Below are 14937 nucleotides of genomic sequence, written 5' to 3' on the forward strand. Positions count from 1 at the left end.
TACGCAGGCGCCCGCGAATATCCACACCTGGGCCCGAAATCTGAACACCTCGCTGCGTGTTGGAGACAGCAGAGCCCTCGATCTGGACGGACGCGGTACCCTCACAATCGAACGCCAGGGGCTAACTTGATCCGCCGATCGCTGAAAAGCGCCCGATACATCGCTTTTTGATGTTCCGCGACCACGGATTTTGCAGCCGGCGCGTTGCCCAAGCCCTTGTTTCTCTGGCATAATCGCCGTTTCTCCACCCGGCAAGTGATTCGACGGCTGGTCGCACGGTGCGGTTTCTCACCAAAGCACCTGTAGCGCGTCTCGAGTTGGCTACCTCTACACCAGGGCCCATCATGAAAGAAGGCATTCACCCGAACTACCGCGAAGTCGTGTTCCAGGACATGTCCAGCGACTTCAAGTTCGTCACCCGCTCGACGATCCAGACCAAGGAAACGATCACGCTGGACGGCAAGGAATACCCGCTGGCCAAGATCGAAGTTTCGTCCGAATCGCACCCGTTCTACACGGGCCAGCAAAAGGTTCTGGACACGGCCGGTCGCGTCGAGAAGTTCCGCAACAAGTTCGGCAGCAAGATCGGCAAGGCTGCCAAGTAATACCGGCGCCGGAGACGGCTCACCACATGACCCGTCTCACTGGTCAAAAAAAGGCAGCTGCGGCTGCCTTTTTTGTTTCTCGGCACAATGGCAGGCCGCTCTCCTGCCCCTTCTTACGATCTGCACGCCGCCGTGCAACCGCGGCCGGGCCCGCCCGGTCTGACACCCGATGAACACCACACGCGTCTCGCGCATCCGCCTGACTGCCGCCGCCACCCGTGAATTGCCGCGTTGGCTGCTGCTCGCCATCTGCGTGATCTACGGCCTGTCGGGCCTGTTTTCGCGCGACCCGTGGAAGAACGAAGACGCCGCGGGTTTCGGTGCAATGTGGACGCTGGCTACAGGCAACAGCCAAGACTGGCTGATGCCAAACATCGTCGGCCGCCCGGTTGCGCAGGCTGGCCCACTGGTGTTCTGGATCGGCGGCGCGTTCATCCGCGTATTCGGCCAATGGTTTGGCCCGTCAGATGCATCGCGCCTGGCGACGGCACTCTTCTTCTTCGTCACCTGCGCCTGCATCTGGTATGGCGCTTACCTGCTCGGTCGCCGCGCCGAGGTCCAACCGTTCGAATTCGTCTTCGGTGGACAACCGAACTCGCGCGACTATGGCCGTACGCTGGCCGACGGCGCGCTGCTGATCTTCCTCGCCTGCGTGGGCCTGGCGCAGCGCGGCCACGAGACCACGCCACTGGTCGGCTCGCTGTGCTTCGTCGCAGTCACGGTGTATGGGTTGATCCGCGCGCTGGACAAGCCGATCCAAGGCTGCCTTACCTACGGTATCGGCGTCGGATGCCTGGCGCTTGCAGGCGGACCGATCTTGCCGCTGAGCATCACCGTCGCCGTGCTCGCCATCGCGCGGGCCACACGCGTGCTGCCGCTGCGCCCGTTGCTGACCGTGGCGCTGCCGGTGTCGGTTGTACTCGGCTGCTCGTGGCCGGCCATGGCCTACCTGCTGGCCACCAACCCGAACGATGCCGTCACCTTTGTTCGGGAGTGGGCGCGCTTCGACCGCCACCAGTACGCCGGCCCAACCACGCATTCGCTTGGCTACATTGCGCGCAACCTGCCGCTGTTCGCCTGGCCGGTATGGCCGCTCGCCGCGTGGGCATGGAAGAGCTGGGGCGGCATGCGCACGGCGCCGCATATTGCGCTGCCGCTGGCCGTGCTTGCCCCCCAGTTGTTGCTGCTGCTGTTGCAGCAACAACCGAGCGACGACGGCTTCCTGCTGCTGATCCCGCCGATGGCCGTGATGGCCACGTTTGCCCTGCCGACGCTCAAGCGGGGCGCCATCAGTGCAATCGATTGGTTTGCGCTGCTGGCCTTCACCGTTTTGGGCGGTACGGTGTGGTTGTTGTGGATCGCCAAGATGACAGGCTTCCCACCGCAACTCGCACGCAACGTGTATCGCATCGTGCCGGGCTATCGGCCGGAATTCAGTTGGACAGCGCTGGCTTGTGCGTTGTTGGTAACGGCTGCGTGGGTACTCATCGTCGTATGGCGCACGTCGCGCGCACCCAAGGCCATCTGGCGCGCGGTGGTGATCTCTGCGGCCGGCACAACGCTAATGTGGGTGTTGATGATGACGCTGTGGCTGCCCACCATCAACTATGCCAAGACCTACCGCGATGTCGCACAATCGGCCGCACTGGCGTTGCCGCGCACCTATACGTGCGTGCAGCCGATTCGCATGGGCGACGCGCAGCTCGCGTCGTTCGCCTACTTCGGCCACATCCGTTTCGGCAGCCCGGAAGACAACTGCGACATCCTCCTGCGTCACGACCCGTACGACTACGGGGCACCTTCGCGCGTCTCGAACTATGAGTGGAATCTGATCTGGGAGGGCCGCCGCCCTGCCGACCGCGATGAGCACTTCCGCATGTACCGCCTGACGGAAGCGGGCGCCGCAACACACCCACCACCAACCCCATCTACTACGCGCCGGCGCAAGCTGCGCCAGTAACACCCATTGCAGCGCCCAATGTTCGCCACAGATGTCCGCCGTATTGCCGCGCTTGCCTGGCCGGTTCTGATTGGCCAACTGGCCGTCATCACTTTCGGTGTACTCGACACGGCGATGGCTGGGCGCGCATCGGCAGCAGACTTGGCAGCCATTGGGCTTGGCGGGTCGATCTATGTCACCGTCTACATCAGCCTGATGGGCGTGCTGCAGGCACTCTCGCCTATCGCAGGACAACTCTACGGCGCGCAGAAGCACGGCGAGATCGGCGAAGAAGTCCGCCAAGCCATCTGGCTCGGAGTGGCACTGGCAGCCATCGGCATGCTGCTCCTATGGTTTCCTGCCCCGCTGCTCCACCTGGCAAATGCATCGCCGGAACTGGCGGAGAAAGCAACCGCCTACCTGCGCTACGAAGCGCTGGCACTGCCTGCGGCGCTTGGCTTCCGGATCTACTCGGCGCTGAATAACGCGCTGTCTCGCCCTGTGATGGTGACAGTGCTGCAGCTCGGGGGCCTCGTGCTCAAGTTCCCGCTCAATGCACTGTTCCTATACGGTGGCATGGGCATTCCGGCAATGGGCGGCCCAGGCTGCGCACTGGCCTCCATGATCATCAGTTGGCTTTGGTTTGTCGCTGGTGCGGCCATCTTGATGCGCAATCCGGCCTACAAGCCGTTCGCGATTTTCACGCAGTTCTCGCCGCCAAATCGCACGCGGCTATGGGCGTTGATTCGCCTGGGTGTACCGATGGGCTTCACCTACCTGATTGAGATCACCTCGTTCACGCTGATGGCGATCTTCATTGCGCGGCTGGGCACGGTGGTACTGGCCGGGCATCAGATTGCCGCCAACCTCGGGGCGGTGGCGTACATGGTGCCGCTGTCCCTATCGATTGCAACGTCCACGCTGGCAGCGCAGTCGATTGGCGCCCGCGATCGCGCGGCGGCTCGGCGTATCTCGTTGAACGGCATCAAGCTGGCGGTGATCTGTGCAGCGATTGTCGGCACCGCAGTACTCATCCTGCGACGGGATCTCGTCAGCCTGTACACGCATGACGCGGCAGTCCTGGCGATTGCGGTTCCGCTGCTGCCCTTCATCGCGTTCTACCAGATGTTCGATGCACTGCAGGTGATGGCTGCGTTCATTCTGCGCGCCTACAAGATCGCGCTGATCCCAACCGTCATCTACGCGCTCTCGTTGTGGGGCGTTGGCTTGGGTGGTGGCTATGTGCTCGGCTTCGGGCTTCTGGGGGACGGTGCTGCCGTACTGCGTGGCGCTGCGGGCTTCTGGGCAGCCAATGGCTTGAGCCTGATGGTGGCCGGCGCCCTGCTGGTTAGTTATTTCAATCGCGTCAGCCGCACTGCCGATTAAAGCCATGCATTAAACGACAGATTGCCTCCAGCTTTAAAAGCACGGAGTCAAGGCGAATACCGCAATTGAATGGGAAGCAGAAAAGAAAAAACCCGCTGCAAGCAGCGGGTTTTGATTTGGCGGAGCGGACGGGACTCGAACCCGCGACCCCCGGCGTGACAGGCCGGTATTCTAACCGACTGAACTACCGCTCCGTGTCGGTTGCAAAACCAGCTAGAGACTGGCTTTGCGAACGAGCTTCTGGTTAAGCTCTTGTTTTGGCGTCCCCTAGGGGATTCGAACCCCTGTACTCACCGTGAAAGGGTGATGTCCTAGGCCTCTAGACGAAGGGGACAGAAACTGTTTTGCAACGCTTTCTGTCTTACGCTGCGAAGTCCGCTATCATAACGCACTTCTTTGCGTTTTGGAAGCCTCTTTTCAAATTTATTTTTGAATCGAATCTTCCGGCATTTTGGTGGAGCTAAGCGGGATCGAACCGCTGACCTCTTGCATGCCATGCAAGCGCTCTCCCAGCTGAGCTATAGCCCCAATCACTAACTGCACTTTACTGCTTGCTTCTTACCGCGTTTCGCTTCGTGTTGCAGCGAAAACAAGAGTATAGGGGAAGTGTTTAGCGCTTGGCAATACCCTTTCGCAAATTTTTTTGCGGCGCACCCATCACGCAGCCAGACGACGCAGAACGACGTCCCGGCCGAACAGCTCCAACACCGCATCGATCGACGGCGTCTGCAGTTGACCAGCCACCAGCAAGCGCACAGGCATCGCAAGCTTGGGCATCTTCCAGCCATGCGCGGCCAGCACTTCCTTTAAGGCGGCGCCGATAGCCTCGCGCTTCCACTCGGGCAGCGCGCTTAGCTTCTCGGCCAGCGCGGCAATACCTGGGCGCACGTCGTCAGTCAGATGCTGCGCGGCCAGCTCCGGCTCAATGGTCAAATCGGTGCGATAGAACAGCAGCGCGGTCTGAGCGACTTCGCGTAGCGTGTTGGCGCGATCCTTCACCAGCGCAATCACATCTGCCAGAACGGGGCCACCATCAACCTTGCCACCCAGTTCTTCAATGAACGGTTTCACCAGATCAGCCAGACGCGCGTTGTCAGCCTGCTTGATGTAGTGGTTATTCAGCCAGGCGAGCTTCTCGGGGTTGTATTGCGCGGGAGATTTGCCCAGGTGCTCCAGGTCGAACCACTCGACAAACTGCTCACGCGAGAAGATCTCGGCATCGCCGTGTGCCCAGCCCAGACGGGCGAGGTAGTTGACGATGGCTTCGGGCAGGTAGCCGGCGTCGCGGTAGCCGGTGACGCTCATGGCGCCGTGGCGCTTGCTCATCTTCTCGCCCTGCTCGTTGAGCACGGTTGGCAAGTGCGCATAGACCGGCGGCGTGCCGCCCAGCGCGCGCAGGATGTTGATCTGGCGCGGCGTGTTGTTGACGTGGTCGTCACCGCGGATCACGTGGGTGATCTGCATGTCCATGTCGTCGACGACCACGCAGAAGTTGTACGTGGGCGTGCCGTCCGGGCGCGCGATGACGAGGTCGTCCAGCTCTTCGTTGGAGATTTCGATTCGGCCCTTGACGGCGTCGTCCCACACCACGCTGCCGCCGATGGGGTTCTTGAAGCGGATCACGGGTTGCACACCAGCCGGCGGCGTCGGCAGGACCTTGCCGGGCTCCGGGCGCCAGGTGCCGTCGTAGCGAGGCTTCTCGCCGCGCTCGCGCTGGGCTTCGCGCAGGGCGTCGAGCTCTTCCGTGCTCATGTAGCACGGGTAGGCCAGTTCTTGCTGAACCATCTGCGCGACCACAGCGCGGTAACGGTCCATGCGCTGCATCTGATAGAACGGGCCTTCGTCGATGTCCATGTCCAGCCAGTCCATCGCTTCCAGGATCACGTCGACGGCTTCCTGGCTGGAGCGCTCGACATCGGTGTCTTCGATACGCAGGATGAAATCGCCTTTCATCTTGCGAGCGAAGGCCCACGGATAGAGAGCCGAGCGGATATTGCCGAGGTGGATAAAGCCGGTGGGGCTGGGGGCGAAACGGGTGCGGACGCGCTGAGTCATAGGAATGGCGAAATGAACAAGGCCGCGCAATGGGATCATCAGCGGCCTCTGTCAAAACGCAAATTATAGCAACCGCGCCCTGCTCCCTTGCCGTCGCGTTCGCGTTAAGACCAGGCGGTTGGTATTGCCGGCGAGATGCCTCACCGGGTCAGCGGCAGCCATAGCGTGAAGTGCGTTCCCGTTGGCCCTGAACGCCAACCCACCGTGCCGCCGATGGCATGGGCGCGGCGTTGCTGGTTGTGCAAACCCCGCCCGGCGGCGGTGCCCAGCGCATGCCTGACGTCGAAGCCTTGGCCGTTATCGTCGATGCTCACCGTCACGCCCTCCCCCACACGGGCGGTGACCACACGAATCTCGCTGGCGCGGGTGTGGTGCAGGATGTTGGCGATGCTCTCCTGCACGATGCGCAGGATGTGCAGTGCGCTGGAAGGGTCCAGCCATGGCAGCGCGGGCAGCGCCTGCACCTCCCACCGCAGGGCGATGCCGGAGCCCTCCAGGCGAGGCTCCAGGCGAAAGCGCAGCGTGGCCAGCAGGAGCAACAGGTCGGCTTCGATGGGCTCCATCGAATCGATGGTCAGCTTCAGGTCATCCAGGCAGCCCTTGAGGATTTGCGAGACCTTGAGATCGCTCACACCGCCGTGCTCTACCGACCGGATCGCGCTGATCAACGATGCGCCGAGCCCATCGTGCATGTCCTGCATCAAGCGTTGCCGCTCGTCGCTGATGGTTTGCCGCAGCGCGGCCTCGCGCAGCAGGCGGTGGCTCTCTTCCAGCTCCGCCTCGCGCGCTTGCAGGCGATACGCCAGATTTGCATTGACCTGCTCGACTTCAACAATCGCACTGATATAGCGCCGGTACATCAGGAAGCCGAACACGCCGAATGTGACGGCGTTGGCATATGCGCCGAGAAACCAGCCCTCCACGCTGATCACGTTGTTGTAGATCAGCCATTCCGACATCCCCAGCAAGCTGCAGACACACAGGCCCACCGCCACCAGAAGCCCATCCACCGAGCGCCGCCAGGAACTGATGGCCCCGACCACGCTGACCACCACGCTCTGCACTACGGCAACACCGTAAATCACCGGCACGAGAATCGACGTGCTCGGATAGACCGGCAGCACGCCAACCATGGGTAGCGACAGCACGCTCACCACCAACGACACGCCAATCACCGCGCGCGTCAGCCATGTGAGCCGACGGCCATGCAACTGCCGCATAAATAGATGAATAACCGTCAGTAGCCAGAACAACGCGTTGCTGGTCAGCCAGGCAAACCAGCCGCCAACGATTGGCAAGCCCACGTAGTAGTGCAGATGCCCAGCAAACGAAACGGCAGCAAGGTGGAAGAACAGCAGATAGCGGCGCTCATGACCGCGCCGGAACCACACGAACAGGGCAAAGACACCCACCGCCAAGAATGCCGCGCTAAGCGTTGCCGGCAATTCGCGCTGCAGCCACTGTCGGGCGTAGTAGCGTCCGCGCAATGCATCGGCAGGCCCGAGCCAGAACGAGGAGATGGCTTCCCGAGTATGCGGTGGGTGTTGGATACGAATCAGGATTTCCGTCGGTGGCGCATCCTCTACCGCGTTGTCCAGCACCACCCACAGGGGCGTGAACAGGCTATTCCATAGCGGGCCGTGTTCTTGCGCCCGATGCACCAGCCTGCCGTTGGCATACACGGCGATGGTGCCCTCAGTCTTGATGCGAACGCCGTACAGCACCAGCGGTTGACCAGGATTGGGCAATCCCCGTACAGGCAATCTGTACCAGTCTGTGCGGACGCTGCCAGCGGCACCTGCGTTCGGGCCGGTTTGCTGCGGCAGGGCGAACGGCTGCGCATAGGGCAACACGACGGGTTGCCAGACACCCGGCAAGGTCTTGCTATCCACGGTTGCGGGCGGTGGTGTCCGATCCGGCACATCGGTGCTCAGCAAATCGGCCTGCGTGAGATGCCGTGTAGCGTCGGGCAACTGCGTGCCATCCGCTTTCAGATACCAGACGCCTACCGCCATCAACAATGCCAACGACAAAGCAAAGACCGCGTTGGCAAATAGAGAAGCGGGCAGGATTTTCATGCCGCAAGCATATCGCCGGCAGCATCAAATCAAGTTCCCGGTTTTACCCCCTCGCAAGAGGGGAATGACGAATGCGCGGTGATTGAAAAAGGGCGAAACCGCAGTCCACGCGCTAATCGTCCAATAATCCGAGCTTTCTCGCCTCGTAAATGGCTTCTGCCTTGGAAGTCACCTTGAGCTTGCTGTAGATACGCCGAACAAACGAGCGCACGGTGAAGTGGGACACCTGCATCAGTCTGGCGATTTCCTGCGCGGTAAAGCCTTTGGTAATGAGGTCGAGCACTTCTTTCTCGCGAGCCGACAGCAGATCCGGCGCAGCGGCCCGCTCGCGCGCACCGCCGCTGCCTTGGCGAAAACGGGCCAGGATCTGCCGGGCAATGATCGGGCTGATCGGGCTGCCACCGCTGGCGAGGCTACGGATTTCGTCCAGCATCCGCGCCGGCGAGCTGTCTTTGAGCAGATAGCCTGCCGCGCCGGCTTCGATCGAGCGCATCACGTTCGTCTCATCGCCAAAGTTGGTGCTGACCATGATGCTGCAGCCAGGCCAGCGTTGTGCGGCTGCCTGGATGACGTCGATGCCGGAGCCATCCGGCAAACCCAGGTCGACCAGTAGTACGTCTACCGGTGTCCCCTGCAGTATCGCCAACCCCTCGGCCCGCGTGCCGGCCTGCCCGGCCAGCCGCATATCCGGCGCCGTATTCACTGCATGACTGACTGCAGCGAGAAAACCCGCATCGTCCTCAACGATGGCGACGCGAATATGCGGCGGGGCTGAATCGGTGCGTGCAGTTTCCATGGGGAAATGAATGTACGACGGTTCAGGGCCGGCGATTGTAGCGCCTTTGTTCTACAGACACCGGGTACCGCATCACCGATAGTCATGCTGATTTTTGAGACACGGGAAACGGTCTTATCAACCTGCGGCTGTCGGTCGCAACGGCAACAGGTTCTCTCTCAATGTGACCTTCTAGGAGTCAATAACATGACGCAAATCGTTGGCAGTTGGACCGAATTCGATTATGAAATCACAGCCGAAGCCAAGGCGGTACTCAAGGAGGCCATCGGGAATCTCGTGGGTGTGCAATACACCCCGACGGCCTTTGCAACGCAGGTGGTTGCCGGCACCAACTACGCGTTCCTGTGCACCGGCACGACCACCTACATCACGCCGCACACGCAATTCCCGGCACTGGTCTATGTGCACAAGCCGCTGTCGGGCGATGCACACCTGACCGAGATCCGCCACATCAAGCCGTAATCCTCAAAGATCGCTCTCAAGCGACGCCTTCAGGAGCAGAGCACATGGCTGGTTTCAAAGTGTTCAACGACTCAGATCAGAGCATCTGGGTAACGATCTACGATCCGTTCGGCCAGCAGATCGGCTACGGCAACGTGGATAAGGGCAAGAATCACGAGTTCACGTCGGGGTTCTATGCGATCGGCTCGCAGTACAAGCTGCTCGCCGAGTACCCGACCGCGGAGCCGCACCGCTGGACGACCACGACACGCCAATACCTGATCAAGACGGACCACGACTCGATCCACCTGCGGGGTGACGCGTCCGGCGGGCACTGGCACAACCCTTGACGCCTCCTGCGTACCAAAACCTAAGGCACCGCGAGGTGCCTTTTTTGACGCCGCCGAATCCTACGCCGTACGGGAACCGGCACTCACCAACACCCCCACCGGAGTCAACGATGCGTACGCCTCTATTAGCCACCGTGCTGCTTGCACTCACCCTGCCATCGACTGCAGCACCGGCCTTCATTCTCACCGTCAAGAATGAGACCCAAAACTGCACCTGGATCACCATCTATCAGTCCTACAGCATCAGGCCGTGGGAAATTCAGCACGCGCGTTTTGTCAGGCCTAATGCTGTCGAAAGATTTAGCATTTCCGACAACGCAGATCTCAGAGTGCGCGCAGAAGTCAAAGACTCAGCCCAATGCGGCAATACGCCGAATATTGCTGATGTGCACGATTGGCGCAAAGATCCCCCGTTCCCCCGGGAGAAACCCTTCAGCGCACGGGTCGTCAAAACGGGAGACGGGAGGTTCCATCTCTGGATTCACAACTGACGGCAGCGGCGCGCTCAGCTTGCCGTCGATCTTTGGCACAATGGCGGCCGGCCGCGCACCTTCGCGCGGCCCCTGGGCCCTCAAAATCGATCCATGCAACGCCGCCTCTTTCTGGGCGCCGCCGGCGCCTCCCTGCTCTCCGCCTGCACCGTGACGGGCTTTTCGTCCGGCAAGACTGACACCCCCGTGACGCCGCCGACGGCCGTGCTGCCGCCCACGGCACAGCCTGCCACCCAGCCCGTACGCATCGGGCTGGCGCTGGGCGGTGGCGCCGCGCGCGGCTTCGCGCACATCGGTGTCATCAAGATGTTGGAAGCACAAGGCATCCAGATCGACTTCATTACCGGCACGAGCGCGGGTAGCGTGGTGGCAGCCATCTACGCGTCGGGTATGTCCGGCCTGGAGATGAACCGCATGGCACTGAAGATGGACGAGGCCATGATTGCCGACTGGGCACTGCCGTTCGGCACGCGCTTTGGCGGCTGGCTCAAGGGTGAGGCGCTGGAGAAATACATCAACCGCCTCGTGAAGCAGAAGACCATCGAACAGATGCGCACTCCGCTGGGCATCGTCGCCACGGACCTGGCCAGTGGCAAGCCGATCCTGTTCCGCCGCGGCAATACCGGTCAGGCGGTGCGCGCGTCGTGCAGCATCCCGGGAGTGTTCCAGCCCGTCACCATCAGCGGGCATCAATATGTGGATGGCGGATTGGTGGCGCCGGTACCCGTCTCGTACGTCAAGCAGATGGGCGCAACATTCGTGATTGCCGTGAACATCTCCGCAGACCCGTCCAACCAGGCGGTCTCGGGTCAAGCCAGCATGCTGCTGCAGACGACTGCCATCATGGGTCAGAGCATCAACAAGACAGAATTGGCGCAAGCCGACGTGGTGATCACGCCATCCCTGCCGTTTGTGAAGGGCAGCGACTTTACCGCGCGCAACGAGGCCATCCTCGCCGGCGAGCAAGCCGCACAGGCCGCCATGCCATTGCTGCGTGAGAAGCTGCGCTTGCCGCAAACCGCGGTGGCCGCTCCGCTGCCGGCGCACTGACTCCCAATCGATACGCAACAAAAAAGACCGCCGTGGCGGTCTTTTTACTGAGCGCTGACCAGATCAGCCGCCGTACAGAGCCAGCGGCTTGCCAGCAGCGTTCGGGTCCACGCGCTTGAGTTGCTCGACAAAGTTGTCGGCGCCTTCCTTGATCGGGGTACCCGAGCTGTTCTCGATGCGGCGCGCACCGTTATAGCGCGTCACCCAATACGAGGCCGTCATGTCATCCACGCGGATCTTGCTGCCGGTGGACGGTGCGTGCACGAACTTGTTATCGCCGATGTAGATGCCGACGTGCGAGAACGTGTGGCGCATGGTATTGAAGAACACTAGGTCACCGGGGCGCAGTTCGGCCATGTCGACGCTCGTGCCAACGCGGCTCATCTCAACAGCGCGGCGCGGCAGCAGAAAACCGAACGTGTCGTTGAAGACGTAGCGGACAAAGCCGCTGCAGTCGAGGCCCGATTCCGGCGTGTTGCCGCCAAAACGGTAACGCAGACCAATCATGCCCAGTGCGTTCATGACGACGTCGCCGGTTTTGGTCATGACGTTGGAGATGAGACCAGGCTTGGCTTCCGGCTTCACGTCGGCCCGAACTTCCGTGTCCTTGAAGACCGTATCAGCCTGCACTGCACTCGACACGATCACGCCGCAGCCGATCACAACCCCTACCGCCAGGCGCGCCATGGAATGAAGTACGAAGTGCTGCATCGGTTCTCCTGGGAAAGTCGGAATGATCGGCTCTTTATGCGTGAATGCAAATGAGACGCGTCCGAATCCTGCTCAAAACAATCTCGCAGGATGATAAAAGTCACACTTTGACTTGTCAAAGGTCGTTACAAATTCGCCTGAATTCATATGCGAATCAGGCACTTAGACATGACTTTAGAAGCGCACCCTTACAATGCAGACCTTTCAAAACTGCACTCTTCTGGGGCGCAGTCGGCCGTTTTTACGGGTTATCCCTTGACGGTATGAGCGAAGCGGCGGCCATCAGCTTGCAGGTATAGGGGTGTGAGGGTGATGCCAACACCGCTTCCGTGTCGCCCTCTTCCACCACTTTTCCGTCCTTCATCACGACCACGCGATGCGACATTGCACGGATGACGGCGAGGTCATGGCTGATGAACAGATACGACAGGTTGTACTTTTTCTGAAGCCCCCCCAGCAGCGACAGCACCTGCTGCTGAATCGACACGTCAAGTGCTGAAGTCGGCTCATCGAGCACCAGCACCTGTGGTTTAAGGATCAGCACACGTGCAATCGCAATGCGTTGACGCTGCCCACCGGAGAATTCGTGCGGGTAACGCCCCAGCGCGGTGCGATCCAGCCCCACTTCGCGCAGCGCTTCGATCACGCGATGCCGACGCTCGGTCGGGTTCACGTGCGGCTGATGCAGCGCCAGGCCCTCGCCGACGATCTCTTCGATCGTCATGCGGGGCGAGAGCGAGCCATAGGGATCTTGAAACACCACCTGCATGCGAGCACGCACCGCGCGGCGCTCATCGCGCGAGATGTGCAGCAGCGAGTTGCCGAGAAAGCGCAGGTCTCCACCCCTGGGCGTCTGCAGCCCGAGCAGCGTCTGCGCGAGCGTGGTCTTGCCCGAGCCCGATTCACCGACGATGCCCAGCGTTTCGCCTTCGCGCAATTGCAGCGAGACGGCATCGACCGCGGTAAACGGATCACTACGGAACCAGCCAGCAAACCCCGGGCGATGGCGCTCGTAGGTGACGGTGAGTTTGTCTGCCTCGAGCAGCACGGGCGCAAGCGGCACCAGCGGCAGCACGTCACGCTGCGGGCGGCTTTCCAGCAGGCGCACGGTGTACGGGTGCTGCGGGGCCGCGAATACGGTTGCTGTGTCACCGGACTCCACCAGCACGCCGCGCTCCATGACGCCAACACGCTCGGCAAAGGCGCGCACCATGTTCAGGTCGTGCGTGATCAGCATGATGGCCATGCCAAACTCGCCCTGCAACTCGCGCAGCAACTGCAGGATCTGCATGCGCACGGTCACGTCCAACGCTGTGGTCGGCTCGTCCGCCAGCAGCAGCTTGGGCGAGCACGCAAGGGCCATGGCGATCATCGCGCGTTGGCGCTGGCCGCCCGAGAGCTGGTGCGGAAAGGCATCAAAGCGGCGCGGCGCCTCGGCGATGCCAGTACGCTCCAGCAGCGCAATGGCGCGCGCCTTGGCGGCACGCTTGTCGAGCCCCTCGTGCAGCTCCAGCGTCTCGACGATCTGGTTGCCGATGCTGTATAGCGGGTTGAGCGCCGTCATCGGCTCCTGGAACACCATGGCCACGTCGGCGCCACGCAGGCCGCGCATCTCGCGCTCGCTGGCGGCCAGCAAGTCACGGCCTTCGAACAGGATGCGACCGCTGTATTGCGCGTCGGCCAGCAAGCGCATGATCGACAGTGCCGTGACCGACTTACCCGAGCCCGACTCCCCCACCAGCGCGAAGCGCTCACCGGCATGCAAGTCGAGGCAGACATGCTTGACGGCCTCGGTTGCCTCACCGCTTTCGGATTCGAAGTGCACGCACAGGTCGTCCAGCCGCAACAGCGGGCCGTCGTACTTGGGCCCGGAGGAACGCAGATCAACGCGGGTCATTTCACCCCCGCCGGCTTCTGGCGCGCACGCAGTTGCGCGAACGACAGGCGCGTGTCGAAGGCGTCGCGCAGTGCGTCGCCCATGAAGGTCAGCAACACCAGGGTCAGCACAAGCACCACGAAAGTCGATAGCGAGATCCACCACGCATCAAGGTTGGCTTTGCCCTGCGCCAGCAACTCGCCCAGGCTGGGCGTAGATGGCGGCACGCCGAGGCCGAGAAAGTCGAGACTGGTCAGCGCCAGGATGGCCGCGCTCATACGGAACGGCAGGAACGTGATGACCGGCGTCAGGCTGTTGGGCATGATGTGGCGCCACATGATCTGCCAGCTGGAAAGACCCATCGTCCTCGCAGCCTTCACATAGTCGAGCGAGCGGTTGCGATAGAACTCGGCACGCACATAGTCAGACAGGCTCATCCAGCCGAACAGCGACAGCAGGATGATCAGCAGCCCGAGACTGGGGGTGAAGATCGACGCGAAGATAATCAGCAGGTACAGCTCCGGCATGGAGCTCCAAACTTCGATCAGCCGCTGCGACCACAGATCAAAGCGTCCACCAAAGAAGCCCATCAGCGCGCCGGTCAGCGTGCCGACGACCACGCCGATCAGCGTAAGCGCCAGCCCGAACAGCACCGACACCCGGAAGCCGTACAGCAGCCGCGCGAACACATCACGGCCGCGATCGTCCGTACCAAGCCAGTTCTCGGCCGATGGCGGCGCTGGGTTGGGCTCCTTCGAGAAGTAGTTCAGCGTCTCGTACGAATACGGATTGGGCGGGTAGATCGCAAAGCTCCCCGGCTCCTTAAACTTGTCACGGATAAATGGATCGAGGTAATCCGTGGGTGTCGGAAAGTCGCCGCCGAAGGTTGTCTCCGGGTAGGTCTTCACGATGGGGAAGTACCAAGTGCCGTGATACTTCACCACCAGCGGCCGATCGTTGGAGATGAGCTCGCCGCCCATGCTGAGCACGAACAGCACCACAAACAGAATCAGGCTCCAGTAACCCAATCGGTGCTGCTTGAAGCGTCGCCAAGCGCGCTTGAGCGGCGACGGCGAATGGCGGACCGCATGCGCGTGCGGCACAGCCGTGTTGGTCGGATGGGCAGATGTGCGTGAATACTGAGTCATGATCGCCTGCC

At 61.7% G+C, this 14937-nt stretch carries 13 protein-coding genes and 3 tRNA genes; 7 read left to right on the forward strand and 9 right to left on the reverse strand.

Going from position 1 to position 14937, the window contains the following annotated elements; translation table 11 throughout:
• Positions 1–344 precede the first annotated feature (344 nt).
• The 3 genes from JHD73_RS01660 to JHD73_RS01670 all read left to right on the forward strand — a co-directional run bounded on the left by JHD73_RS01660 (position 345) and on the right by JHD73_RS01670 (position 3930).
• A complete protein-coding gene (locus JHD73_RS01660) occupies positions 345–605 on the forward strand; it encodes a type B 50S ribosomal protein L31 (protein ID WP_021194158.1) in 261 nt (86 codons plus the stop codon).
• A gap of 169 nt (positions 606–774) precedes the next feature.
• On the forward strand, positions 775–2565 hold the full coding sequence (locus JHD73_RS01665) for a glycosyltransferase family 39 protein (RefSeq protein WP_199027057.1): 1791 nt from the start codon (positions 775–777) through the stop codon (positions 2563–2565).
• Positions 2566–2583: 18 nt separating this feature from the next.
• Positions 2584–3930, forward strand: coding sequence for an MATE family efflux transporter (locus tag JHD73_RS01670; protein WP_199027058.1), 1347 nt, complete (start codon positions 2584–2586; stop codon positions 3928–3930).
• Between the two features lie 117 nt (positions 3931–4047).
• Here JHD73_RS01670 and JHD73_RS01675 read toward each other — a convergent pair.
• From JHD73_RS01675 to JHD73_RS01700, 6 genes are all read right to left on the reverse strand, one after another.
• Positions 4048–4124, reverse strand: a tRNA-Asp gene (locus tag JHD73_RS01675).
• A gap of 64 nt (positions 4125–4188) precedes the next feature.
• Positions 4189–4264 (reverse strand) — tRNA-Glu (locus tag JHD73_RS01680).
• Between the two features lie 118 nt (positions 4265–4382).
• Positions 4383–4458, reverse strand: a tRNA-Ala gene (locus tag JHD73_RS01685).
• 129 nt (positions 4459–4587) lie between these two features.
• Positions 4588–5985, reverse strand: a complete 1398-nt coding sequence (gltX, locus tag JHD73_RS01690; RefSeq protein ID WP_199027059.1) for a glutamate--tRNA ligase — start codon at positions 5983–5985, stop codon at positions 4588–4590.
• A 140-nt stretch (positions 5986–6125) separates the two neighbouring features.
• The gene (locus tag JHD73_RS01695; protein ID WP_199027061.1) at positions 6126–8063 is read right to left on the reverse strand and encodes an ATP-binding protein; all 1938 of its coding nucleotides are present in this window, start codon (positions 8061–8063) and stop codon (positions 6126–6128) included.
• A gap of 112 nt (positions 8064–8175) precedes the next feature.
• The gene (locus JHD73_RS01700; RefSeq protein ID WP_199027063.1) at positions 8176–8859 is read right to left on the reverse strand and encodes a response regulator transcription factor; all 684 of its coding nucleotides are present in this window, start codon (positions 8857–8859) and stop codon (positions 8176–8178) included.
• Between the two features lie 186 nt (positions 8860–9045).
• Here JHD73_RS01700 and JHD73_RS01705 point away from each other — a divergent pair, with 186 nt between their 5' ends.
• The 4 genes from JHD73_RS01705 (at position 9046) to JHD73_RS01720 (ending at position 11191) form a co-directional block, all read left to right on the forward strand.
• Complete coding sequence (locus JHD73_RS01705; protein ID WP_199027066.1) at positions 9046–9321, forward strand: hypothetical protein; 276 nt, start codon at positions 9046–9048, stop codon at positions 9319–9321.
• 44 nt (positions 9322–9365) lie between these two features.
• A complete protein-coding gene (locus JHD73_RS01710) occupies positions 9366–9650 on the forward strand; it encodes a hypothetical protein (RefSeq protein WP_199027068.1) in 285 nt (94 codons plus the stop codon).
• Between the two features lie 110 nt (positions 9651–9760).
• Entirely contained in the window at positions 9761–10141 is a 381-nt protein-coding gene (locus tag JHD73_RS01715; RefSeq protein WP_199027070.1) for a hypothetical protein, read from the forward strand.
• A gap of 93 nt (positions 10142–10234) precedes the next feature.
• Entirely contained in the window at positions 10235–11191 is a 957-nt protein-coding gene (locus JHD73_RS01720) for a patatin-like phospholipase family protein (RefSeq protein WP_199027072.1), read from the forward strand.
• Positions 11192–11254: 63 nt separating this feature from the next.
• Here the strand turns inward: JHD73_RS01720 and JHD73_RS01725 are convergent, their stop codons facing one another.
• The 3 genes from JHD73_RS01725 to JHD73_RS01735 all read right to left on the reverse strand — a co-directional run bounded on the left by JHD73_RS01725 (position 11255) and on the right by JHD73_RS01735 (position 14926).
• On the reverse strand, positions 11255–11902 hold the full coding sequence (locus JHD73_RS01725) for a C40 family peptidase (RefSeq protein WP_199027074.1): 648 nt from the start codon (positions 11900–11902) through the stop codon (positions 11255–11257).
• A 241-nt stretch (positions 11903–12143) separates the two neighbouring features.
• Positions 12144–13799 (reverse strand): ABC transporter ATP-binding protein, encoded by a 1656-nt coding sequence (locus tag JHD73_RS01730; protein ID WP_199027076.1) that lies wholly within the window; start codon positions 13797–13799, stop codon positions 12144–12146.
• On the reverse strand, positions 13796–14926 hold the full coding sequence (locus JHD73_RS01735) for an ABC transporter permease (protein WP_199027078.1): 1131 nt from the start codon (positions 14924–14926) through the stop codon (positions 13796–13798). Before JHD73_RS01735 ends, JHD73_RS01730 begins: the two co-directional genes overlap by 4 nt.
• Between the last annotated feature and the right edge of the window lie 11 nt (positions 14927–14937).

The sequence above is a fragment of the Ralstonia sp. ASV6 genome, from assembly GCF_016429285.1.
Taxonomy (GTDB): Bacteria; Pseudomonadota; Gammaproteobacteria; order Burkholderiales; family Burkholderiaceae; genus Ralstonia; species Ralstonia flaminis.

What these genes read in the sequence shown, in the direction of transcription:
- JHD73_RS01700 (WP_199027063.1), bottom strand. Translation starts at nt 8,859, where the DNA reads ATGGAAACTGCACGCACCGATTCAGCCCCGCCGCATATTCGCGTCGCC.
- JHD73_RS01695 (WP_199027061.1), bottom strand. Translation starts at nt 8,063, where the DNA reads ATGAAAATCCTGCCCGCTTCTCTATTTGCCAACGCGGTCTTTGCTTTG.
- JHD73_RS01705 (WP_199027066.1), top strand. Translation starts at nt 9,046, where the DNA reads ATGACGCAAATCGTTGGCAGTTGGACCGAATTCGATTATGAAATCACA.
- JHD73_RS01730 (WP_199027076.1), bottom strand. Translation starts at nt 13,799, where the DNA reads ATGACCCGCGTTGATCTGCGTTCCTCCGGGCCCAAGTACGACGGCCCG.
- JHD73_RS01660 (WP_021194158.1), top strand. Translation starts at nt 345, where the DNA reads ATGAAAGAAGGCATTCACCCGAACTACCGCGAAGTCGTGTTCCAGGAC.
- JHD73_RS01725 (WP_199027074.1), bottom strand. Translation starts at nt 11,902, where the DNA reads ATGCAGCACTTCGTACTTCATTCCATGGCGCGCCTGGCGGTAGGGGTT.
- JHD73_RS01715 (WP_199027070.1), top strand. Translation starts at nt 9,761, where the DNA reads ATGCGTACGCCTCTATTAGCCACCGTGCTGCTTGCACTCACCCTGCCA.
- JHD73_RS01735 (WP_199027078.1), bottom strand. Translation starts at nt 14,926, where the DNA reads ATGACTCAGTATTCACGCACATCTGCCCATCCGACCAACACGGCTGTG.
- JHD73_RS01720 (WP_199027072.1), top strand. Translation starts at nt 10,235, where the DNA reads ATGCAACGCCGCCTCTTTCTGGGCGCCGCCGGCGCCTCCCTGCTCTCC.
- JHD73_RS01665 (WP_199027057.1), top strand. Translation starts at nt 775, where the DNA reads ATGAACACCACACGCGTCTCGCGCATCCGCCTGACTGCCGCCGCCACC.
- JHD73_RS01670 (WP_199027058.1), top strand. Translation starts at nt 2,584, where the DNA reads ATGTTCGCCACAGATGTCCGCCGTATTGCCGCGCTTGCCTGGCCGGTT.
- gltX (WP_199027059.1), bottom strand. Translation starts at nt 5,985, where the DNA reads ATGACTCAGCGCGTCCGCACCCGTTTCGCCCCCAGCCCCACCGGCTTT.
- JHD73_RS01710 (WP_199027068.1), top strand. Translation starts at nt 9,366, where the DNA reads ATGGCTGGTTTCAAAGTGTTCAACGACTCAGATCAGAGCATCTGGGTA.